17 protein-coding genes are annotated in these 21,595 nt (G+C 67.8%); 9 read left to right on the top strand and 8 right to left on the bottom strand.

Features of this window, described 5'->3' with window-relative positions; translation table 11 throughout:
- Window positions 1-59: 59 nt before the first annotated feature.
- Both EEB18_RS09510 and EEB18_RS09505 read right to left on the bottom strand, forming a co-directional pair.
- Window positions 60-1,142: a PepSY-associated TM helix domain-containing protein gene (locus tag EEB18_RS09510; RefSeq protein ID WP_187140009.1), complete on the bottom strand. Its 1,083-nt coding sequence runs from the start codon at window positions 1,140-1,142 to the stop codon at window positions 60-62.
- Window positions 1,139-1,555 (bottom strand): GntR family transcriptional regulator, encoded by a 417-nt coding sequence (locus tag EEB18_RS09505; RefSeq protein ID WP_187140010.1) that lies wholly within the window; start codon window positions 1,553-1,555, stop codon window positions 1,139-1,141. The genes EEB18_RS09510 and EEB18_RS09505 overlap by 4 nt, the downstream gene beginning before the upstream one ends.
- A gap of 278 nt (window positions 1,556-1,833) precedes the next feature.
- Here EEB18_RS09505 and EEB18_RS09500 point away from each other — a divergent pair, with 278 nt between their 5' ends.
- Entirely contained in the window at window positions 1,834-3,573 is a 1,740-nt protein-coding gene (locus EEB18_RS09500; RefSeq protein WP_187140011.1) for an amidohydrolase, read from the top strand.
- Between the two features lie 17 nt (window positions 3,574-3,590).
- On the opposite strand, the gene EEB18_RS09495 is transcribed toward EEB18_RS09500, so the two are convergent.
- The 4 genes from EEB18_RS09495 to EEB18_RS09480 are packed head-to-tail and all read right to left on the bottom strand — an operon-like array spanning window position 3,591 to window position 8,443.
- Entirely contained in the window at window positions 3,591-4,454 is an 864-nt protein-coding gene (locus EEB18_RS09495) for an alpha/beta hydrolase (RefSeq protein ID WP_187140012.1), read from the bottom strand.
- Window positions 4,455-4,483: 29 nt separating this feature from the next.
- Entirely contained in the window at window positions 4,484-5,743 is a 1,260-nt protein-coding gene (locus EEB18_RS09490) for a purine-cytosine permease family protein (RefSeq protein WP_187140013.1), read from the bottom strand.
- Complete coding sequence (locus EEB18_RS09485; RefSeq protein ID WP_187140014.1) at window positions 5,740-6,846, bottom strand: DUF917 domain-containing protein; 1,107 nt, start codon at window positions 6,844-6,846, stop codon at window positions 5,740-5,742. Before EEB18_RS09485 ends, EEB18_RS09490 begins: the two co-directional genes overlap by 4 nt.
- On the bottom strand, window positions 6,836-8,443 hold the full coding sequence (locus EEB18_RS09480) for a hydantoinase/oxoprolinase N-terminal domain-containing protein (protein WP_187140015.1): 1,608 nt from the start codon (window positions 8,441-8,443) through the stop codon (window positions 6,836-6,838). The genes EEB18_RS09485 and EEB18_RS09480 overlap by 11 nt, the downstream gene beginning before the upstream one ends.
- Before the next feature lie 207 nt (window positions 8,444-8,650).
- Between EEB18_RS09480 and EEB18_RS09475 the strand changes: the two genes are divergently transcribed.
- From EEB18_RS09475 to EEB18_RS09450, 6 genes are all read left to right on the top strand, one after another.
- The gene (locus EEB18_RS09475) at window positions 8,651-11,332 is read left to right on the top strand and encodes a helix-turn-helix transcriptional regulator (protein WP_187140016.1); all 2,682 of its coding nucleotides are present in this window, start codon (window positions 8,651-8,653) and stop codon (window positions 11,330-11,332) included.
- 133 nt (window positions 11,333-11,465) lie between these two features.
- Window positions 11,466-12,944 carry an aldehyde dehydrogenase gene (locus EEB18_RS09470; RefSeq protein ID WP_187140017.1) on the top strand — a complete coding sequence of 493 codons (1,479 nt, stop codon included), beginning with the start codon at window positions 11,466-11,468 and terminating at the stop codon, window positions 12,942-12,944.
- A gap of 10 nt (window positions 12,945-12,954) precedes the next feature.
- Complete coding sequence (locus tag EEB18_RS09465; protein WP_187140018.1) at window positions 12,955-13,719, top strand: SDR family NAD(P)-dependent oxidoreductase; 765 nt, start codon at window positions 12,955-12,957, stop codon at window positions 13,717-13,719.
- 93 nt (window positions 13,720-13,812) lie between these two features.
- Window positions 13,813-14,538, top strand: a complete 726-nt coding sequence (locus tag EEB18_RS09460; protein WP_187140019.1) for an IclR family transcriptional regulator — start codon at window positions 13,813-13,815, stop codon at window positions 14,536-14,538.
- Window positions 14,539-14,605: 67 nt separating this feature from the next.
- The gene (locus tag EEB18_RS09455) at window positions 14,606-15,919 is read left to right on the top strand and encodes an MFS transporter (RefSeq protein ID WP_187140020.1); all 1,314 of its coding nucleotides are present in this window, start codon (window positions 14,606-14,608) and stop codon (window positions 15,917-15,919) included.
- Window positions 15,920-15,941: 22 nt separating this feature from the next.
- The gene (locus EEB18_RS09450; protein ID WP_187140021.1) at window positions 15,942-18,140 is read left to right on the top strand and encodes a M20/M25/M40 family metallo-hydrolase; all 2,199 of its coding nucleotides are present in this window, start codon (window positions 15,942-15,944) and stop codon (window positions 18,138-18,140) included.
- Here the strand turns inward: EEB18_RS09450 and EEB18_RS09445 are convergent.
- Window positions 18,137-18,598, bottom strand: a complete 462-nt coding sequence (locus EEB18_RS09445) for a cupin domain-containing protein (protein WP_187140022.1) — start codon at window positions 18,596-18,598, stop codon at window positions 18,137-18,139. The genes EEB18_RS09450 and EEB18_RS09445 overlap by 4 nt on opposite strands.
- Before the next feature lie 215 nt (window positions 18,599-18,813).
- Between EEB18_RS09445 and EEB18_RS09440 the strand changes: the two genes are divergently transcribed.
- Window positions 18,814-19,281 carry a hypothetical protein gene (locus EEB18_RS09440; protein WP_187140023.1) on the top strand — a complete coding sequence of 156 codons (468 nt, stop codon included), beginning with the start codon at window positions 18,814-18,816 and terminating at the stop codon, window positions 19,279-19,281.
- 79 nt (window positions 19,282-19,360) lie between these two features.
- Window positions 19,361-20,701 carry a metal-dependent hydrolase family protein gene (locus EEB18_RS09435; RefSeq protein WP_187140024.1) on the top strand — a complete coding sequence of 447 codons (1,341 nt, stop codon included), beginning with the start codon at window positions 19,361-19,363 and terminating at the stop codon, window positions 20,699-20,701.
- Window positions 20,702-20,713: 12 nt separating this feature from the next.
- Here EEB18_RS09435 and EEB18_RS09430 read toward each other — a convergent pair whose 3' ends face one another.
- Window positions 20,714-21,595 (bottom strand): alpha/beta hydrolase, encoded by an 882-nt coding sequence (locus EEB18_RS09430; RefSeq protein ID WP_187140025.1) that lies wholly within the window; start codon window positions 21,593-21,595, stop codon window positions 20,714-20,716.

Here is a 21,595-nt window from a genome sequence, read left to right as displayed (position 1 = left end):
ATTCGGAAGGGGTGGTCAGCAGGGTCTTTGGGTAAGCGGGGGGTTCGAAGGGTAATGGGTCAGCCGCGCGCGCGTCGGCGCCACCAGAGCAGCACGCCGAGGACGATGGTGACGGCCAGCCACAGCCCGGTCGCCAGCGACAGGATACGGCCGGTGAGACCAAGGCCCTCTCCGGTGTGCAGCGGATAGAAGGAGGCGACGACGATCTGGCTCGCGCTCGCTTCGGTGATCGGCCAGGCGCCGCGGATGCTGCCGTCATTGGCATCGACGATGACCAGGCTGCCGCCATAGCCGCCGCGATACAGCTCGCCCGGCGCCCGCACCCAGGCATGATAGCTGGCGTCCTCGGCCGAGGGCATGGTGGTGCCGACGAAGCGGCTGCCCGGGATCGCCGCGACCGCCGCGCGCGACGCGGCGGCGAAACCGACCGCCTGGCCGGTGGCGCGATTGGGGGGCAGGCTGACCTCCTCGGCACCGACGAGGTCGCGCACCTGTTCCTCGAACATCACCAGCGTGCCGGACGCTATGATGATCAGCGCGGGAATACCGGCCCACAGGCCCAGCGCCTTGTGCCAGCTATAATAGCTGGCGGTCGAACCCCGCCGCCCGCGCGGGCGCAGCGCCTGGCGCCATTGGCCGCGTTTCGGCCAGGCGATGATCAGGCCGAAGATCAGGTTGGTCAGCAGCAGCACCCCGCTGACCGCGAGAATCCAGTGACCGGCGGTCCCGGCGACAAGCGTCAGATGGACCTCGCGCATCAGCCCGAGGAAGCTGTACTCATCGGCGGGGGCGTTGCGCAGCATCGTTCCGGCGCCGTCGATATAGGCCTTGCGGCTGACGCCCGCCGAATCGGCGTGCAGGATGATATAGCGATCGGACAGCCCGGCGGTCGTCCAGATCCAGTCGACCCTCGCCTTGCCGCCCGCCTCCGCCAGCGTCTCGATCCGCCGCTCGATCGCCGCCGGATCGGTGGGCACGTGCCGCATCGACAGCATCGCGTCCTCGGCCTCAAAGTGAAAGGTCAGCAGGATTCCCGTCACCGCCTGGACAAGCCAGATCGCAGCGGCGGCAAGCCCCAGCCAGCGGTGCAATTTCACTAGGGTCCGGCGTGTCGTTCCGCTGGCCGCCAAAATATCGGTCATCCCTGGTCTTTCTTTTGAGGCTCTAAAGAAGCGCCGGGCGCAGCGGACGCAAGCCGGAAAGCTGCCCGGCCTCGTCGAGGCTTGCGAAAGCGATAGCCGATCCCGCAGGCGCCCGAATCGGGCGGGGGCGTCGCCGCCGACATCCGGGGCAGCCCCGCTGCAACCGCCGTGCCGCTGGTGCCGAGGCTCGCAAGCCAACCCTGCGCAATCAGATATGCATAGGCCGACACCACCGTTTTCCGGTTGAGGCCCAGGGTCTCCGCCAAATAGCGGCTGCTCGGCAGCCAGGCGCCCGGCATCAGCCGTCCGGCCTCGATGTCGTGGATGATCGCGCTCGCGATCTGGCAATGGAGCGCCTCGCGACGCCTGCGGTCGATGCGGTCGCGCAGGCCGACGTGCCAGTTTTGCAGCATTGCTTCCTCCGCCCGCTGTGCCGAGCGGCCACTATCCGGTGCGCGGCGGGACCGCGAAAGCGACGCGACGGGTAAGGCCGGTCAATATTGGGGAAGGGGCGCCGCGGGGCGGCAAAGGCTTACCCGTCTTCGCCCGCGACTACCCCGGATTTGGATTCGATCCGCAGACGGCTTGCTGGTCATATCGTCGAAGCGCCGCGCCGCTTCGCACGCGCAAATTGATGTCCATCGAAAGCCGGACCTGCAACAAGGTCCATCCAGCGTCCTCGGGAGTGAACATGTCGAAACCTGCCGTCTCCGCCGCTCTCGCCCTCGCGCTGGCCCTGTCCGCCGGCACCGCCGCCGCCCGCGACAAGGCGCCGGCCGACCTGATCCTGACCAATGCACGGGTCTACACGGTCGAGGACAAGCAGCCCTGGGCGGAGGCCGTGGCGATCCGGGACGGCAAGATCGTTGCGGTCGGCAGCATCGCCGCGGTCGGCAAGCTGCGCGGCGCGGCGACGCGCACCGTCGACCTTGGCGGCAAGCTGGTCCTGCCCGCCTTCGGCGACGCGCATGTCCATCCGCTGTTCGGCGCGCTCAGCCGCTCGCGCTGTCCGCTCCAGGACGGCAAGACGATCGCCGATTATCAGGCGCTGATCGCCAAATGCGTCGCGGCGGTGCCGGGCGACGGGGCGATCTATGGCATCGGCTGGAGCGACGCGCTGTTTCCACCGAGCGGCATTCCGAACAAGGCCCTGCTCGACGCGGTGTCGACGACACGCCCGCTGATCTTCGAATCGACGGGCGGCCATACCTATTGGCTCAATTCGAAAGCGCTCGCGGTCGCCGGGATCACCCGCGATACGAAGGATCCGGCAAACGGGACGATCGACCGCGACCCCGCCACCGGCGAACCCGTCGGCAGCCTGCAGGAAGCGGCGATGGATCTGGTCAAACATATGATCCCGCCGCCGTCGGCGGCCGAAATCCAGAATTCGATCCTGTATGTCGCCGACCATTTCAACAGCCTCGGCATCGTCAGCTGGAACGACGCCGGGGTCGAATATGATGCCGATGGCGGCAGCGCGATGGTCGACGCCTATAAGGCGGTGCTCGACGCGGGGAAACTGACCAGCCATGTCGCGGTGTCGCTCAAGTGGAAGAATGAACAGGGCATGGAACAATTGCCCGGCCTGCTGCGCGCCGCCGAGCGCGCGAACCGCCTCGGCATTTCAACGCATACGGTCAAATTCTACGTCGACGGCGTGATCCCGCAAAAGACCGCCTTCATGCTCGCGCCCTATGAGAATAGCGGCGACGAACGCGGCACGCCGCAGATCGCGCCCGACCTCCTGAAACAGGCGGTCACCGCCGTCGATGGCAAGGGCATGCACGCCTTCCTCCACGCGATCGGCGACGGCGGGGTGCATATCTCGCTCGACGCGATCGAGGCGGCGCGCAAGGCGAACGGCGCCAGGCCGACGCACCATATGATCACCCATATGAATGTCGTCGATCCCGCCGACCAGCCGCGCTTCGGCAAGCTGTCGACCTTCGCGCAGTTCCAGCCGACCTGGGCGTCCTGGTACGACTATATGGAGCTGACGGTCGCCGCGATCGGGCCGAAGCGCGCGACCTATATCTACCCCGCCGGCAGCATCGTCCGCGCCGGCGGCAAGCTCGCTTATGGGGCCGACTGGCCGGTCGGCGGCGCCAACCCGCTCGAAGGCATCGAGGTCGCGATGACCCGCCGCACCGCGGGCGACCCGAACGCCAAACCGCTTCTGCCCGACGAAGGCGTCAGCCTGAAGGAAGCCATCGCCAGCCACACGATCAACGTCGCTTATGTCAATGGCTTCGACGCCGTCACCGGGTCGATCAAGACCGGTAAGAGCGCCGACCTTGTCGTGCTTGACAAGGACATTTTCAACCTGCCGGCCTATGAAATCTCGAAGACGAAGGTGCTGGTTACCCTTTTCGAAGGCAAGCCGGTATTCGGCGACTGGACCGACGCGGCAAGTCCCGCCGCCCGCTAGGGCGCGGGACCGCGCGGTCAGGGCCAGCGCATCGCCGCGCGCATCACCGCGGTGATCGACCGGTGTGGCACGCTGATGTGCGTTTCGTCCTCGAGCATCAGCAGTTCGCTGCGCAGCCCTTCGCCCGACAGCGGGGCGAGGCGCGCGGCGAGTGCGGATGTGTCCTGCGCGATCAAGGCGTCGCTCTCGAGCACGCCGGCGATGAGCAGCAGGTGCGTGCGCCGCGCCAGCGCGCCGTCCTTGCCCGCCCGCTCCCGCCAGGCGGCTTCCTCGGCGAGGATCGCCTGATCGTCCCACCAGATCGACGGGCTCGCGGCGACGATGGTGTTGAAGGCGCCGGGGTGGGTGTAAAAGAGGTGGAGCGCGAACAGTCCGCCCAGCGAATGGCCGAACAGCGTCTGGCGCCCGGGATGCACGGCAAAGCGCCGTTCGATCGCGGGTTTGAGCTCGCCAAGCAGGAAGGCGCGAAAGGCGTCGCGACCGCCCGACGGATAGGCCGCGTACAGCTGCTTCAGCGCCGGGGTTGCGATCGGCGCGGTGAAGTCCTGCATCCGGCGCGGATCATAAATCTGGTCGCCGGGATGGCCGACCCCGACGACGATCATCTTGTCGAGCCCGCGGCCGCCGAAGCCCTGGACGCGCCGCGTCTCGGCGAAGCCCGCGAACATCGCATTGCCGTCGAGGACATAGAGGACCGGATAGCCGCCCTCGGGCGCCGGACCCGCAGGGCGCGAGACGAAGATGCGGTAGGTCCGGCCGGTGGCCGAGACCATGTCCCATGTCTCGGTTTCGGGCATGGCATAGGGTGCGGCGGGCGGCTGCGCGGTGGCGAGCGACGCGGGGGTAAGCGCGAGCGCGAGACCGGCGGCGATGGCTTTCATGTCGATCCCCTTCGAGCCCTGCGGGGCGTTCAGCGGCGCAGGCGCAGCACCGCGAGATAGACCCCCGCGGCGAGGATTGTGGCGTCGAGCGCCGGCACTGTCGTCAGCGACCAGCCGAAATGCATCGCGGGAAGGGTGATCGCGAGGCTGCCGAGCCACACGCCGATCGCTTCCCAACGAACCGCCACCGTCACCGCCGCGCCCTCGTCGCGGTCGCGAAAGGTCAGGAAGGCATCGATGACATAGATCGCCGCGATCGGCGGGATGATCAGGCCGAGTGCAATCAGGAAGGGAATGAAGCTGTTGATGATGCCGAGGAGCGCGAAAAGACATCCGATCGCGCCGCCGATGACGATGATCGTTCCTTGCCTGAGGCGGGGAAAGGTCGCCGCCATCGACAGCCCCGCCGAATAGAGGTTGAGCGCGTTGATCGTCCACACCGACAGCACGAGCATCGCCAGCGCCGGGATGCCGAAGCCCATGGCGACGACGAGTTGCATGATGTCGGTCTGCCCGGTCGCCAGCGCGATCAGCGCCGAGACGAGCATGATCACCGGCGCGCAGAAGGGAAAGGAGAGCAGCATACCCATCACCGCGCCGCGCTCGGTGCGGATGAACCGCGACAGGTCGGGCATCGCCGCGACGGTCAGCAGGTTGCCGCCGACGAGCGAGGACAGCGCGATGCCGAAACTCATCGGAACCGGCGGCTGTGCGACCGGGCCGAGATCGGGAGCTGGATTGCTGCCGAGCGCCGAGACGCAGACCGCGATCAGGATCACCCCGACAAAGGGCACCGCGATCATCGCCAGCCGGTCGAGGGTGCGAAAGCCCCAGATCGTCGACAGCGTGATGATGATGCTCCCGGCGACGACGAAGAGGTTGAAATTTCCGGGAATCCCATATCCCTGCCGCGCGGCGGCGACCATCGCGTCGCCGAAGAACGACACATTGACCCCGAACCAGCAGAAATGGACGATCGCGATGACGATATTGACGAGCGCGGCGCCCCAGATGCCGAACGAGCGCTGGACGAGCACATAGGTGGTGAGGCGGGTGCGCACGCTGACCACCGAGGTCAGGCATGCGCCGGCGCACAGGATCAGCCCGGCGAGCAGGGAAGCCAGCACCGCCTGGTGCAGCCCGAGCGCCATGCCGGCCTGGGCGTTGTTGAGGAATCCCGGCAACGAAAAGGTGAAGCTCGCAATGATCAGCGCGACGCGCCAGCCGGGGACCGTCAGCTCTTCGGGCAGGCGCCCGCTCGCATAGTTCCCGCCTGCCTCTGCGCTCATGCCGTCTCCGTCTCGTTCAACTGTTCCACCGGGGCAAAGTCATGGCCCATACCGAAGGCGCGCGGCCCTACAAAGGACAGCGCATGGTCGTCGCGCAAAATGTCTGGCGCGGCTGCGGCGATCACCTTGACCCGCTGTCCATATTTGAGCTTCTCGGTGGTGATCGTGTCGGCCGTGTCGCGGTCCATCACCGTAATGATGTCGGGGACCATCGCCAGAATTTTTCCGCCGCTGGTCGCGACGAGATTCTCGTTCTGGAACGCGATTTCCATCCGCCCGCTCGCCGCGAAACCGTCGATCGTCACCTTGCCGACCGAAAAGCCGCCGCGCGTCTCGCGCTCGACATCGACGATCTTCCCGTCGAACAGCGTCAGACAGTGCGGGTAGAGTCCGGTCGCCTCCAGCGCCTCTGCCAGCGCATCGAAGGGATCGGCGCCGGCCGCCCGCGCCTCGCGGATCGCGCGACCGACGGCGATCGCCGCGCTGATGCTGCCGGGTATCGCATGCGCCTTGGCCTCGGCGCCGCTGAGCGGATATTCGACCATATGCGCGATCCCGCCGAGCGATACCGCCAGCGCGCGCGCGATGCGTTCGTGGGTGACATTGTCCTCGGTCTCGATGACGCTCAGCGAACCGTCGGCGGCGGTGAGCACCGACGGGCAGGCCGACAGGCCGCGGATGTTGAAGATCGCCATCTGCGATTCGGGAAAGGCGCGCCCCATGCCGTCGCAATCGACCACCGGAATGCCGAGTTCGGCCGCCGCGATGAAGGGTGCGAGGCCGTTGCCGCCGCCGATCTCGATCGGCAGAACGGCATCGATGCGCCGCCCCATGATCTCTTCGAGCCGGCGCAGCCCGGCCACCGCTTCGCCGCCGTTGGGCAGCTTTTCGACCGACACGGTGGGCGCGCCGATCCATCCGCAGGGCGCGAGCAGCGCGTCGTCGGCAACCTCGGCGAGCGGCATGAGGTCGAAGCCGCCGCAACGGGTCAGCGCTGCCTCGGCAAGCAACAGGCTGTAATAGGGGTCGCCGCCGCCGCCCGAACCCAGAAAGGCGGCGCCGCCGGCCAGATCGACGAGTTGTGCCGCGCGTTCAATGCGCATGACGCGCCTCCGCGACCGGCAGGGCGACGGCGCCCGCTTCGTCGGCGAGGCTGCCGACCGCCTTCATCCGCAGCTGCGCCGAACGACCGGGCAGGTAAGACAGAAACACCTCGTCCATATCGACAATCTCTACGCTTTCGGGGGTGGCGCCGGCGGCGATAACGCGCGCGAGCAGGTCCGCGCGCATCGCCTCGATCGCGGCGGCGCGGGGTTCGGCGTCATAATCGACGATGCGCTCGGCCTGCGCGCCGACCTGTGCGATCGCGGCGCCGACGGCATTGGCTACCGCGGCATGGTCGGGGCGAACGACGCGCGCTGCGCCCTTGAGATTGTCGTCGATCAGGAAATGGCCGCCGCCGACCGCGATGATCGTCGCGTCGCCGGGCTGGGTCTTCATCCGGTCGATCCCGTCGGCCAGCATCGCCGCCATCTTGTCAAGGATCGCCCTGTGGAGCGCGGGGGTGAGTGTGGGAATCCGGCTCGCGTCGCCGAAACTCGCTTTGCCCGCCGCGACGGCGATGTCGCTGGCGGTCAGCGTCGATCCGCCGAACAGCCAGGCATCCTCGGTCAGACGGAAGCCGACCGAGTCCGGGCCGATAGCGAAATCGTCCGTCGCTGCGCCCTCTGGGGGCAGATGAATCCGCGTGCCGCCGCCCAGCCCGATCGCGAGGATGTCGGGCATGCGGAAATTGGTGCGGACCCCGCCGATATCGACCGCGATCGAGGATTCGCGGGGATAGCCGCCCGCAAGCACCCCGATGTCGCAGGTCGTGCCGCCGACATCCATCACGATACCATTGTCGACGCCGGTCAGGAAAGCCGCGCCGCGCATGCTGTTCGTCGGTCCCGACCCGATGGTCAGCACCGGGTAGCGCGCGGCATCGGCGGCCGAAATCAGCGTTCCGTCGTTCTGCGAAATATAGAGCGGTGCGGCGATGCCGAGGTCCGCGAGTGCGCGCTCGAGCGAGGCCACGACATGCCGGGCGAGGCTGGCAAGCGCGGCGTTCAGGATCGTCCCGTTTTCGCGCTCGATCAGGCCCAGCCGGCCGATATTGTGCGACAGGCTGATATTCGCGTCGGGACAGGTGTCGGCGACGATCGCCCCCGCGCGGTCTTCCATCGCGGCATTGATCGGCGCGAAGGCGCAGCTGATCGCGATGCTGTCGATGCCCCGGTCGCGGCAGTCGCGTGCGGCGGCGCGGACGGCGGCTTCGTCGAGCGGCGCGATTTCGCGTCCGTCGACCTCGTAACCGCCGGGAAGCAGGAAGATGCTCCCGCCGAGCTGGCCCGCAAGCGCCTCGGGCCAGCCGGTGAGCGGCGGCAGCGCTTCGCCCGACGGGCTGGCGAGCCGGATGATGCCGACGCGGTCGAGGCGCTCGCGTTCGACCAGCGCGTTGGTGAAATGGGTGGTACCGACCATCACCGCGCTCACATCGGCGGCGGGAACGCCCGCGTCGGCGAGGATGGCGCGGATCGCGGCGGTCACGCCCGAACTGACATCGGCGCTGGTCGGCTGCTTGGTCGATGCGACCACGCGGCGGCCCGCGATCAGGACCGCGTCGGTGTTGGTTCCCCCGACATCGACACCAATTCGCACTGACGCATCCTCCCGCAACCTCTTGCGGGGCCGATTACACTGGAGGGCATGGGGGCGCGCAACGCGTAAAACGGGTGCTTCGGGGCCGCGAACGGGTAAGCGCTTCGGCGAAGACGGGTAAGGCTTTACGGGCGGTTGTCAGGCCTGTCATCGATCCGTAACCTGCCGGTCCGGAAACCGACGACGATGCGTGCGAGGTTATACCGAATGCAGGACTTGATAGCCGCCAAGTTCGACCCGCCGATGTGGATGGGCGACCAGATCCGCCGGGACGCGCTCCTCGGCAGGCTGCAGGGCGTCCTGCGTCACCGCCTGACCCTCGTTCATGCCCCCGCCGGTTATGGCAAGACCAGCCTGCTGTCGCAGTGGCGCGACAGCATCGACGCGGGGACGGCGCATGTCGCCTGGCTCACGCTCGATCGCGACGACCGCGACCTCAAGCGTTTCGTCAAATATCTGCTTCTCGCGCTTCGGCAGGATCGCGGCGACGGCGAGGCCAGGGGCGCGCCGAGCGACATCCCGCCGCGCGCGGCGCTGTCGGCGATCGTCAATGAACTCGGCGATGCGGCGGTCCCGGTGGTGTTGATCCTCGACGACCTGCACCATGCTTTCAGCGAACCCGTCGGCCAGTTCCTCGAATCGCTGGTCCGCCTCGCGCCGCCCGATTGCCATTTCCTCTTCTCCTCGCGCGACTATCCCTGGGTCGGCCAATCGATCCTTGCTGCCGAGGAACAGTTGCTCGAAATCGGTCCGGCCGACCTGCGTTTTTCGGCGCAGGAAACCGAATGCCTGCTGACGCGGACCGACCGGCCGCTCGAAACGCTCGACATCGACACGCTGCTCGACCGGACCGAGGGGTGGCCGATCGCGGTCCAGCTCGCCTCGCTGTCGATCAAGCGCGGGATGGGCGCCGAGCGCGTCATCGACGAATATTGCGGCACCAGCAGCGACCTTGCGCGCTACCTGTCCGAACAGGTGCTGATGACGCTGCCGCAGGAAACGCGCGATATTGTGGCGCGCACCGCGCTGGTCGACCGGCTGACCGGCGAAATGGTTGACCTGCTGTGCGACCGGCAGGATGGTTGGATGGTGCTCGAACGGCTGGAGCAGCAGGGCGTGTTCCTGTCGCCGGTGAGCTGGGAACGGCGCGAATATCGCTATCACCAGCTGTTCGCCGAATATCTGCGCGATCGCTTCGAGCGTTCGGACCGCGCGCAATTCGCCGCGCTCCAGCGGCGGATCGCGAGCTGGCTCGCCGAGCGCGGACAGGTCGCCGAGGCGATCGACCATGCCATATTGTCGGGCGACGACCTGCTCATGGCCGCGATCCTCGAGGACGCCGGCGGCTGGCGCCTGATCCCGCAGGGGTTGCAGGGCGTCGTCGTGCGCGGCCTCGCCAAGCTGCCGGTCGCGCTGATCCGGGCGCGGCCGCGGCTCGCGCTCGCGCAGGTCTATCTGCAGATCAAGCTCGGCGAACTCGGCTCCGCCCGCGCCGAATTCGACCGCTTTCTGACGCAGGTCGAGGGCGCCGATCTGTCGGTCGACCTCCGGACCGAGGTTCGCGTCGTCGGCGACACGCTTACCGATTACGAAAACCAGCCGGTGACCTTCGACGACCTGCTCGCGCGCGAAGCGCTGCTGCGCAAGCTTCCCGCGAACGACCATCTGGTGCTCGCCAATATCAGCGAGACGCTGGGCGCCAAATATTTCGAGGGCGGCTGGCTCGAGCGCGCGCTGCAGCCGACGCTCGCGGCGCGCGACCATTATCTCGCGATCGGGTCGCTCTACAGCGATCTCTTCACCCGCTTCCTCGAAGCGCGCATCAAACGCGCGCAGGGGCGCTCGCGCGAGGCCGAGGCGATCCTGCAATCGGCCTGCGCCGACATCAACGCCAATTATGGCGACCGGTCCGACCTCGCCGCCAATTGCGCGGCCTTCAAGGCCGAACTGCTGTTCGAACAGGATCTGGTCGCCGAGGCGCGCGAGCTGCTGGTCTGGGCGCTGCCGCACATGGAACAGTCGGACGGCTGGGTCGATGTCTATGCCGCCGCCTATCTGACCGAGGCGCGGGCGCTCGCCGGCGAAGGCGCGTTCGAGGAAGCGTGCGACATCATCGCCCGCGCGCGGCGCGTCGCGGCGCGGCGGCGGCTGCGCCAGCTCGAAATGCTCGCCGACATTTGCAGCATCGAACTGCAGATCTCGCAGGGCGCGCCGACGCATGCCGTGCTCGCCGCGGCGGCGGTCGTCGGGCTCGATCCGATGGCCGACATGATGCACGAACAATCGCCGCCCTATCGGCCGGTCGCGATAGCCGCCAGCCTGTGCCGGACCCGGCTGCGGCTGTTGATCGGCGAGGTCGAGCCGGCACTCGAGGAACTGCGCAAACTTCGCGAATGGGCCGAGCAACATGGCGCGGGGCGCCTGCTGGTCGACGTCAACATCCTCGCCGCCGCCGGCCTCCGCATGCGGGGCGATACCGCTTCGTCGCGCGCCTGTTTCGACGAGGCGGTCGGGATCGCGATGTTCCAGAACATCGTCCGTCCCTTTGTCGAGGCGCGGCAGTTCGTCCAGGCCTGCCTCGACGACGCGCTCGAAACCGACGGACAGGTCGACAGGTTCCGGGCGCAGTTCATGAAGTCGCTGGCGAAGTCGCTGGCCGTCTATCGCAACAATGTCACGGTGCTCGGCGTGTTCAGCGAAGCCGAGGCCGAGGTGCTGCTTTATCTGAGCCAGGGCCATTCGAACAAGGAAATCGCCCGGCTGATCGGCATGTCGCCCGACACGGTGAAATACCGGCTGAAGTCGGTGTTCCGCAAGATCGGCGTCAGCAAGCGCCGTGATGCGGTGCGCATTTCCGCCGAGCGAGGCCTCATCCCCGCCGGGATGTAACAGCGAGCCGCCCTTTTGTTCCCGGTCAAGCCGCGGCGCGTCGCCGCGGCGCCTTACCCGTTTCGCCTTGTTGACATATATCTCTATATAGGGACAAATATGTCCAGTATAAGAAATATGATGGAAGAGGGTGATGGGCGAATTCCGATTTGATCGTTTGTTCATCGGCGGCGCGTGGGTCGCGCCGATTGATGGCGGGGTGCGTCCCAGCATCGATCCTTCGACGGGCGAACCATGGGGCGACGTCGCCTATGGCGGACGCGCCGACATCGACCGTGCGGTGGCGGCGGCGAAGGCGGCGTTCGAAGGGCCGTGGCGCAAGATGCCGCCGTGGGAACGCGCCGCGCTGCTGCGCAAATTCGCGGATCTTTACGCGACGCAGGTCGATGCGCTCGCCGAAATCGAGACGCGCGACAATGGCCGCGCGGTGCGCGAATCGCGCGGCGACATCGGGCTGCACGCGCAATATTATCACTGGTTCGCCTCGCTAGCCGACAAGCTCGGCGGGCGGACGATCCCGATGGACGACAGCGTGCACGCCTTTACCACGCGTCATCCGGTCGGGGTCGTCGGCGCGATCACGCCGTGGAACGTGCCGATGATGGCGGCGGCGTGGAAGCTGGGCGCGGCGCTCGCCGCGGGCTGCACCGTGGTGCTGAAACCCGCCGAGCAGACCCCGGCCTCGTCGCTGGCGCTCGCGAAGCTGTTCGAGGAAGCGGGCTTTCCGCCCGGGGTAGTCAATGTTGTGCCGGGTGATGGTCCGGTTGCCGGTGCGGCGCTGGTCGAGCATCCCGACGTGGCAAAGATCAGCTTCACCGGCGAAGGCGAGACCGCGAAGACGATCCTGAAGGCGGGCGCCGACACGCTCACCCGCTGCACCTTCGAACTGGGCGGCAAGGCGCCGCACATCATCTTCGCCGATGCCGATCTGGACAATGCGCTGAACGCCGCGACGGGTTCGGCCTGGGCGCTGTGCGGGCAGAGCTGCGCGCTCGGCAGCCGCGTCCTCGTCGAACGGCCGGTCTATGACCGCGTCGTCGAGGCGTTTGGCGCGTGCGCGGGCCGGGTGCGGGTCGGCATGCCGCTCGACCCCGCAACCCACATGGGACCGCAGGCGCACCGCGAACAGCTCGACAAGACTCTATCCTATGTCGCGATCGGACAGTCCGAAGGCGCCGAACTGATCACCGGTGGTCACCGCATCGAGCGCGACGACCTCGCGAACGGCTATTTCGTCGAGCCGACCGTCTTCGCCGGGGTCGGTGCCGGCATGCGGATTGCACAGGAGGAGATTTTCGGACCCGTCGCGGCGCTGATCCCCTTTGACGGCGAGGAAGAAGCGATCGCGATCGCCAATTCGACGCCCTACGGTCTCGCCGCAGGGCTGTGGTCGGGCGATACCGGCCGCGCTCACCGCGTCGCGGCGCGGATCGAGGCGGGCATGGTGTGGGTCAACACCTATCGCTACATCCGCTGGTCGACCCCCTACGGCGGGGTCAAGGCCAGCGGCTGGGGCCGCGAGAACGGCATCGAGGGGCTCGATCCCTTCCTCGAAACCAAGACCACGATCATTTCGACCACCGGCAAATTCGCCGATCCCTTCGCTGCGTAAGGAAGACATCATGCGCCTCAACGGCAAACTCGCCATCGTCACCGCTGCCGCATCGGGCATGGGCCGCGCGGGGGTCGAACGCTTCGTGCGCGAAGGCGCGCGCGTCGCCGCGATCGACATCAGCGCGGATGCGCTCGATGCGCTCGTCGCCGATTTCGGCGCCGACAGGGTCACCGGCATCGTCGCCGACCTGTCGACCCCCGCCGGCGCGACGGGCAGCATCGACGAAGCGGTCGCGGCGCTCGGCGGCGCGGACATACTGTGGGCGCACGCCGGCATGCCCGGACCGGCATCGGTCGAAAATCTCGACATGGCTGCCTATGACAAGGCGATCGCGCTCAACGTCACCGCGGCGGCGCTCGGCGCCGGACAGGTCGCGCCGCATATGCGCCAGCGCGGCGGCGGCGCGATCGTCTTCACCGCATCGGTGTCGGGGCTTGTCGGCTCGATGATGAGCCCGATCTATTCGGCCGCCAAATGGGGTGTGGTCGGGCTGACCAAGAGCCTCGCGCTCGCGCTCGCCGGCGACAAGATCCGCGTCAACGTCGTCTGCCCCGGCCTCGCCGACACGCCGATGAAGATCGGCTTCACCGGGCGCAGCGGCGACCCGGCGGAGGCGGCGGCGAACGAAGCGAAGCTGATGGCCAATGTGCCGATGGGGCGGCTCGTCCAGGCGGGCGAGGTCGCCGATGCGGTGCTGTGGATGGTGTCGGACGAGGCGAGTTTCGTCACCGGCGTCGCGCTGCCCGTCGACGGCGGCTTTACGGCGCGCTGACGATGGGTGGGCACCCGGAAATGCTCACGGCTTTTCGGGGCGCCGGACTTCGGCCATATGGGATGTCACGACCCTTTTCAGGCGAATATCATCATGATCGTGCGGCAGGCCGCGAATGTGCTCGAAATCCTCGAATATTTCGCGAAACGGCTGCGGCCCGCGACCGCCGCCGAAATGGCGGAGGACCTTGGCTGGCCGCGGTCGAGCACCTTCAAGCTCGTCGCGACGCTGGCGTCGAAGGGCTACCTCTACGAACCGCGCGGGCGCGGCGGCTATTACCCCAGCCCGCGCTGGCTGGTGCTGGCCGATGCGGTGACGCGGGCCGAACCGCTGCCCGATCGGGTCCAGCGGCTGGCGCGCGACCTGATGCAGGCGACGGGCGAGACGGTCGCCATCGCCGCGCCGGCCGGAACCTTCGCGACCTTCGTCGACGTCGCCGAATCGCCGCAGCCGGTGCGCTATTTCGCGCAGGTCGGCGACCGGGTACCGATCCACGCGACATCGGCGGGGCGTGCGCTGCTGGCGCAGATGCCCCGCGACGAGCGCGCGCGATTGTATCGCAAGATCGATTTTGTCCGCTATTCGCCGACCACGCCCGTGACCGCCGCGGCGGTCGAGGCGCGGCTCGACGAGGCGTCGGCGATCGGCTGGCATCAGAGCAACACCGAATATACCCCCGATCTCGCCGGCATCGCGCTGCCGCTGCCCGGCGGCGATCGGCTGTTGTCGGTGGTCGTGGTGGGACCGGTGTCGCGCTGTCTCGAACGGCGGCCCGAGATGGCGGCGATCGCCGCCAAACATCTCGCCCGGCTGAAATAACGCACAATCCGGAACAACGAAGGACCGGCGCGGCCGCTCGGCACGCGACCGGCGGGAGAGTCACGCCATGAATCAGGACCCCAGGGCGACGATCGCCGCGGCGCCGATGCGCACGCTCCAGATCGTCGTCGTCGCACTGTGTATCGCGCTCAACGCGCTCGACGGCTTCGATGTGCTCGCGATCAGCTTCGCCGCACCGGGGATCGCGGACGAATGGGGGGTCGACAAAGCCACCCTCGGCATCGTGTTGTCGATGGAATTGCTTGGCATGGCGGCGGGATCGGTGCTGATCGGCAATGTCGCCGACCGCGTCGGGCGGCGTCCGACGATCCTCTGCTGCCTCGTCGTCATGGCGCTCGGCATGTATGCCGCGATGCATGCGCAGGGGGTGACGAGCCTGTCGGCCGTGCGCTTCCTAACCGGCATCGGCATCGGCGGCATGCTGTCGTCGACCAGTGCGATGGTCGCGGAATTCTCGAACGATACGCGGCGTGGACTCAATGTCGCGCTCAACATCGCGGGCTATTCGACCGGGGCGATCCTCGGCGGGCTGCTGGCGTCGCGCCTGCTAGCGGAAACGGGCGACTGGCGATCGGTCTTCATGCTCGGCGCGATCGCGTCGGCGGCGATGATCCCGCTCGCCTATTTCTTCCTGCCCGAATCGATCGAATCGCTGATCGCAAGGCGTCCGGCGGGGGCGATCGACGGCGTGAACCGTACGCTGGTCCGTATCGGCCATGCCCCGGTAGAGGCACTGCCGCCGCCGCCCGCGCAGGCGCTCAAACCCTCGATCGCGACGCTGTTCGGATCGGGATTCGCGCGGATCACCATCCTGCTGACGGTCGCCTATTTCGCCCAGATTCTCTTCTTCTATTATATCCAGAAATGGGTGCCCAAGATCGTCGTCGACATGGGCTTCGATGCCGCTCAGGCGGGCGGCGTGCTGGTCGCTGCGAATGTCGGCAATCTGGCCGGGGCCGTCCTGATCGGACTCGCCAGCCAGCGTTTCGCGCTCCGTCCGCTGGTGGCGGGGGCGATGCTCGCAGGGTTCGTGGCGATCGGCCTGTTCGGCGTGGCGGGCGCCGACCTGACGCGGCTGTCGATCACCGTCGCGATCGCCGCCTTCTTCATCAACGCGGGTGTCGTCGGCATGTACCCGCTGCTCGCACAGGCCTATCCCGCCGCCTTGCGCGCGAGCGGGACGGGTTTCGTGATCGGCATTGGTCGCGGCGGGTCGGCGCTGGGACCGGTCGTCGCGGGCGCGCTCTTCGCCAACGGAGGCAGCCTGCTCCTCGTTTCGCTGGTGATGGGGCTGGGTGGTCTGGTCGCCGCGACGATGATCCTGTTGCTGCCGCGCGAAACTTCGGCAAACATCGGTTAGCGGGTGACTTTGGGGGGGCAGAATGGCGGAGCTAGGCAAGAGCGGCACATGGCGCGGCATCATCGTCGGGCTGATCCTGCTCGCGCTGTGGACGCTGCGCCCCTTTGGCGTCGATGCGCCCTCCTCGGTGTCGACGCCCTTCGACGCCGACCGCGCGGTCGCGCGCCTGACCACGATCCTCGGCGACGAGCGCGCGCATCCGACCGACAGCGACGCCAATGACGCGGTCGAGGCGCGGCTGCTCGCCGAAATCCGCAAGGAAGGATTCTCCCCGCAGATCGACGAGCGCTTCCACTGCAACGACATTCGCGAGGGCGCGGCGATCTGCGCCCGCCCGCGCAACATCGCCTTCTGGGTGACGCCGCCCGGCGACGACGCGGTGATGATCGCCGCCCATTATGACTCGGTCCCCGCCGGGCCGGGCGCCGCCGACGACGGTATCGGCGTCGCGGTCGCGCTGGAGATTGCCCACCAACTCAAGAGGCGGACGCTGACACGGCCCGTGCTCGTCGTGCTGACCGATGCCGAGGAAGCGGGCCTCGTCGGCGCCGCCGCCTTTGCCGCGCATGATCCGCTAGCGAAGCGGGTCGGCGCGGTGGTCAATATGGAGGCGCGCGGGACGACCGGCGGCGTCAACATGTTCCAGACGAGCAGCCCGAACGGGCGCGATACCGCCGCGATCGGCCGCCCGTTGCCGTCGGCCAATTCGCTCGCGACCGATTTCTACGAACTGCTTCCGAATGATACTGACCTCACGATGCTGCTGCCGCTCGGCGTCGATGCCGGCAATTATTCGATCATCGGCGGCGGCAAGCGCTATCACACCCCGCTCGACAATCTCGCGCATCTCGACCGCAATTCGGTACGCCATATGGGCGCGACGACGCTGTCGGCGGTCGAGCGTTTCGCGTCCGCGAGCGGCGAGGGCGCCGAGGGCCAACGCGTATACACCGATGTCGCGCGGAAATTTCTGCTCGAACTGCCGCAGATCGTCGCGGTGGTCGTCGTGGGGCTGGGGCTGATCGCGGCGATTGTCCTTTACCGGCGCGGCGGGACCGCGCGCCGCGTCCGCAGCGCCTTCATCCCGGTGCTGGCGCTTGTCGCCGGCACCGGCCTGGCGATCGGTGTCGCGATGCTCGTCGGGGCGTTGCGCCCCGAGGCAGCGTTCGGCACTGCTCATCCTGTCGCCTTCCGCCTGCTTTATGCTGCCGCGGCGCTGACCGGCGCGTCCGCCGTGCTGGCCTTGTCGCGCGAGGAAAATCCGGTGCGCGGGGCGGCGGCCGCCTGGTGCTGGCTCGCCATCCTCATCCTCGCCGCCTTCGCCTTTGTCCCCGGCCTGACGATCCTCGCCGCCGGGTCGATGCCGTTGGTGATCGCGGCTGCGGCTGCGGCATTCATCCCGGCGGCGCGGCGGGCGGTGCCTTGGCTGCTCGTCGGCGCGGCGATCGTCTATCTGCTCATCGCGCTGCCGCTCGGCGGGGGGCTGGAGGAAGGGCTGTTCGTCGAGCATGCCGCTCCCGCGACGCTGCTGCTCGTCTTCCTGTTCCTCTTCTGCCTCCCCGGCGCGGGCCGGGCGACGCGCCCGGCACCGGCGATCTTTGCGGCCATCATGCTGGGCGCGTTCGTCGCCGCATTCATGGTCCCGGCCTATACGCGCGAGGCGCCGCGCCACCTGACCATCGTCCACGAGGATGATGCTGGAAAGGCGACCTTCCTGATCGACGACAATGGACCGGTCCCGGCGGCCATCGCCGCGCAGGCGAAGTTCGCGGCGAAACCCGACGACAAGGGCTATTGGCGCGCCCCCGCGCCCGCGATCGCCGACGATGGCAGCATCGAAATCCTTTCCGATACCGTCGCCGGCAACCGCCGCACCATCCGCCTCGCCCTGGTCGCACCCTCGGCCGACCGGCAGGAACTGCTGATCGAGGATGGCGATGCGATGCGGAACATCCGCGTCAACGGCGCACGCCCGGCGATCCGGGGCAAGCCCGTCTATATCGGCTGCACCGGCCGCACCTGCCGCCGGCTCGAGGTCGAGTTCGAACTGGCGGCGAAGGCGAAGCTGCCCGAGATCAGCTGGCGGCGAACGCGCTATGGGCTGGACGCGGCCGGTCGGACGCTGGCGGCGAAGCGCCCGGCGACCGCGCAGCCGGTGCATGTCGGCGACCGCCAGGTCTGGATCCGCCCGCTGCGGCTGCCCAAGGCTCCGGCCGGCTAGGTCGACCGGTCGATATAGGTCAGGAAGACCTTGAGATTGTCCTTCGCGTCGCTGTTGGCGATGCCGCGCCAGCTGTCGAGCGGCGCAAAGACATGGTCGCCCGCCGTGACCGGAAATCCTTCGCCGTCGACGGTCATCGTCCCCCGCCCCGCGACGATATAGTAATATTCCTCATAGGGCCCGAGCGCCGGATCGCTGAGATTGTGCAAATGCACCCCCTCGCTGGCGCCGGGGGGAATGTCATAGATCATGAAGTGCGCGGGCGCCGATGCCCCGCCGAAATCGAACAGGCGGACGCCGAGTTCGCCCAGCCCTTCGTGCACCGCCTTAAATTTGTTGAAGCCCTCCGATGCGCGTTCGAGCCTGAATCGGGATGAGCCGGCGGCGGCAGCGGCCGGTGCGACCACCGCGCCCATGGCGGCAACGGCGAGAAGCGCGCGGCGGCTGATATCGTCCATCGTCTTCGCCTTTCTGCCAAGGTTCGCAACCGGGGTTCCCGCGACAATCTAAAGGGGCCGGATTGGACGCGGAACGGCGGCAAACGGGTAATCGGGTCCGATAAGGGTAAGATCGAAGATCGGCCTTACCCGTTTGTCGAATGCGCCACCCGCCTCCGGCCTTGCCGCCGCGCCGGGCGCAGCGCAGGCTGGCGCATCACAGATGGAGGGACCCGATGCTGCGTAGTCTGACTTTTGCCTTATTCGCGCTCAGCCTCGCCGCGCCGGTCGCGGCGAAGGAAAAGGCCGCCGATCCCGCAGCGGTCGAGATGACCGCGCCGGTGTTCGAGATGTTCCGACTGGTGCCCGGCAAGACCGAGGAGTTCATCCGCGACATGGCGAAATGGGACCAGGTCAGCATCGCCGGCGGCCAGCTGCCGACCCAGCTGTTCCTCCACGCCGGCGGCGAAGGCTGGGACGTCCTCCTCTACAAACCCGCGCGCCCCAAACCGACGACCGAACAAGAGGCCGCGATGGCGGCGAAGGCGAAGCAAATGGGCCTGCCGACCGGCGCGCTCTATTATGTCGATGTGCGCGAAAAGATGGCCGACCATGTCCATTTCGAAGGCACCGGGCCGCTGACCGCCGAGCAGTGGGTGGCGCAGATCGACCGCGAACGCGCTGACCGGAAACGCGGCAAATAGCTGGTCCCCCCGGGGTGCACGATCTGGCCGTTGCGGCGGGGTCGCCCGCACAGCACGATGCGCCGATGGCGGAGGACCGATGACTTTTCACCCGACACGCCGCGCCGTGCTCGCCGGCCTGGGGCTCGCCCCGCTCGCGGCCGCCTCGGCGGCTGATGCGCCGCCCGCGACGATCCTGATCCGCAACGTCCAGCTGTTCGACGGCACCCGCAGCGGTCGCCAGCCGCGCAACATACGTATCACCGGCAATCGCATCGACGCGGTCGCGGCGGGCGATATTCCCGTCCCGCCCGGCGCGACGCTGATCGACGGCGCCGGGCAGACGCTGATGCCGGGGCTGACCGACGCGCATTGGCACATGGCGGCGGTCCGCGGCGTCCCCTGGATGGGGTCGGACGACGCCACCCACATCGCGATGATCTTCAAGGATGCCGAGTTCCAGCTGATGCGCGGCTTCACGACCGTGCGCGACACCGCGGGCGCGATCTTCGGGATCAAGAATGCGATCGACCGCGGCATCATGCCCGGGCCGCGCTGCTATCCCAGCGGCGCGGCGATCTCGCAGACCTCGGGGCATGGCGATCCCGAACCGGTCGGCGAACTTCCGACCGCGCTCGGCGGCCAGCCCTCGCCGCGCCAGCAAAAGGGCATGACCGCGGTCGCCAACGGCGTCCCCGAGGTGCTGGCGGCGACGCGCGAACAGCTCAAGCGCGGCGCCTCGCAGATCAAGATCATGGCGGGCGGCGGCGTCACGTCGGACCATGATCCGATCGACACGGTGCAATATACGCTCGAGGAGATGCGGGCGATCGTTCAGGCGGCGACCGACTGGGACACCTATGCCTGCGCCCATGCCTATACCCCGGCGGGGGTACGCCGCTGCCTCGACGCCGGTGTGATCTCGATCGAGCACGGCCATGCCATCGACGACCCGACCGCGGCGCTGATCGCCGCGAAAGGCGCATGGCTCTCGATCCAGCCGTTCGAGAATGGCGACAATCTCCTCACCGACGAACAACAGGCGAAGGCGGCCGAATCGCTCGGCGGCGCGGGCTGGCAGGCGGGGGTCCGGCTGGCGAAGAAACATGGGGTGAAGGTCGCGTTCGGCACCGACCTCTTTTCGCGCACCCGCACCTCGCGCACCGAAAACGCCATGCTCCCGCGCTTCGGGGCGATCTATTCGAATGCCGAGGTGCTGCGCATCGTCACGTCGGGAAATTGCGAGCTCTTCGCGCGCAGCGGGCGCCGCAACCCCTATCGGCAGGCGCCGCTCGGGGTGATCCGCGAGGGCGCCTGGGCCGACATGCTGCTGGTGCGCGGCAATCCGCTCGACGACCTGCGCCTGCTCGAGGATTATGCACGCAACCTGCTGCTGATCGTCAAGGACGGCGTCATCCACAAGAATCTGATGCCGGCCTGACCGGCCCCCGGTTCAACGCATCGCAAAGGCGAACCGCAGCACGTCGGTCACCGCGCGGGCGGGCACCGTCATATGCCCTTCCTCCTCATAGCGCTTGAACCGCACGCGCAGGCCATGGCCCGACAGGCGATCGAACCGGTCGGCCAGTGCGCGCGCCGGTTCGGGATCGTCGTCGATGTCGCGTCCGCCGACGATGACCATCACCCGGCTCGTCTTGCCGACCTTGCCCGCCTCCAGTCGGTCGACGAAATCGCGCTCGTCGCGCAGCACCCCCGCGTCGAGTTCGAGCGAAGGGCTGGCGACGACGATCGAATGAAACGCCTGCGGCTTGCTATAGAGCGTATGGAGCGCGAACAGGCCGCCGAACGAATGGCCGAACAGCGCCTGGCGATCGGGATCGATCTTGAACCGGCTGCCGATCTCGGTGCGCAGCTTGCCGGTCAGGAAATCGAGAAACTCGTCGCGGCCGCTTTTGCCCTTGCTGCGGCCCAGCCGCTTTCCGGGCGGCGGGTCGTCCATGACGATGAAATCCTCGTTGCGCTCCTCGGCATAGGGCATGTCGGTCTGATAGCCGACGCCGACGACGATCACCTTGCCGATCGCGTCATATTCCTGGATCCGCCGCGCCTCGGCAAAGCTGGCGAAGCTCGCATTGCCGTCGAGGACATAGAGCACCGGATAGCCGCCTGCTGGCGGTTCGCCCTGACCGGGGTAGGAGACGAAGATACGGTATTTGCGGCCGACGTCCGACGTCATGTCCCACATCTGCGTCGACGGCATCGCGTAAGGCGTCGCGATAGGCTCGGCGGCGGGCTGTGCCGAAACACCCCCCGATCCCGCGACGAGCAACAGCGCCGCGACGCTCGATGCAAAGGCCTTGCCGGTTCTGCTCAT

It is taken from the genome of Sphingopyxis sp. OPL5 (assembly GCF_003797775.2).
Lineage (GTDB): Bacteria > Pseudomonadota > Alphaproteobacteria > Sphingomonadales > Sphingomonadaceae > Sphingopyxis.
The sequence above is the reverse complement of the archived record's forward strand: the minus strand, read 5'-3'. Positions and strand labels throughout refer to the sequence as shown.

Excerpts from the sequence above, each read along its gene's own strand:
- EEB18_RS09435 (WP_187140024.1), top strand. The coding sequence starts at position 19,361 with ATGACTTTTCACCCGACACGCCGCGCCGTGCTCGCCGGCCTGGGGCTC.
- EEB18_RS09485 (WP_187140014.1), bottom strand. The coding sequence starts at position 6,846 with ATGCGCATTGAACGCGCGGCACAACTCGTCGATCTGGCCGGCGGCGCC.
- EEB18_RS09450 (WP_187140021.1), top strand. The coding sequence starts at position 15,942 with ATGGCGGAGCTAGGCAAGAGCGGCACATGGCGCGGCATCATCGTCGGG.
- EEB18_RS09500 (WP_187140011.1), top strand. The coding sequence starts at position 1,834 with ATGTCGAAACCTGCCGTCTCCGCCGCTCTCGCCCTCGCGCTGGCCCTG.
- EEB18_RS09495 (WP_187140012.1), bottom strand. The coding sequence starts at position 4,454 with ATGAAAGCCATCGCCGCCGGTCTCGCGCTCGCGCTTACCCCCGCGTCG.
- EEB18_RS09475 (WP_187140016.1), top strand. The coding sequence starts at position 8,651 with ATGCAGGACTTGATAGCCGCCAAGTTCGACCCGCCGATGTGGATGGGC.
- EEB18_RS09460 (WP_187140019.1), top strand. The coding sequence starts at position 13,813 with ATGATCGTGCGGCAGGCCGCGAATGTGCTCGAAATCCTCGAATATTTC.
- EEB18_RS09445 (WP_187140022.1), bottom strand. The coding sequence starts at position 18,598 with ATGGACGATATCAGCCGCCGCGCGCTTCTCGCCGTTGCCGCCATGGGC.
- EEB18_RS09455 (WP_187140020.1), top strand. The coding sequence starts at position 14,606 with ATGAATCAGGACCCCAGGGCGACGATCGCCGCGGCGCCGATGCGCACG.
- EEB18_RS09430 (WP_187140025.1), bottom strand. The coding sequence starts at position 21,595 with ATGAGCAGAACCGGCAAGGCCTTTGCATCGAGCGTCGCGGCGCTGTTG.
- EEB18_RS09505 (WP_187140010.1), bottom strand. The coding sequence starts at position 1,555 with ATGCTGCAAAACTGGCACGTCGGCCTGCGCGACCGCATCGACCGCAGG.
- EEB18_RS09470 (WP_187140017.1), top strand. The coding sequence starts at position 11,466 with ATGGGCGAATTCCGATTTGATCGTTTGTTCATCGGCGGCGCGTGGGTC.
- EEB18_RS09510 (WP_187140009.1), bottom strand. The coding sequence starts at position 1,142 with ATGACCGATATTTTGGCGGCCAGCGGAACGACACGCCGGACCCTAGTG.
- EEB18_RS09490 (WP_187140013.1), bottom strand. The coding sequence starts at position 5,743 with ATGAGCGCAGAGGCAGGCGGGAACTATGCGAGCGGGCGCCTGCCCGAA.
- EEB18_RS09440 (WP_187140023.1), top strand. The coding sequence starts at position 18,814 with ATGCTGCGTAGTCTGACTTTTGCCTTATTCGCGCTCAGCCTCGCCGCG.
- EEB18_RS09465 (WP_187140018.1), top strand. The coding sequence starts at position 12,955 with ATGCGCCTCAACGGCAAACTCGCCATCGTCACCGCTGCCGCATCGGGC.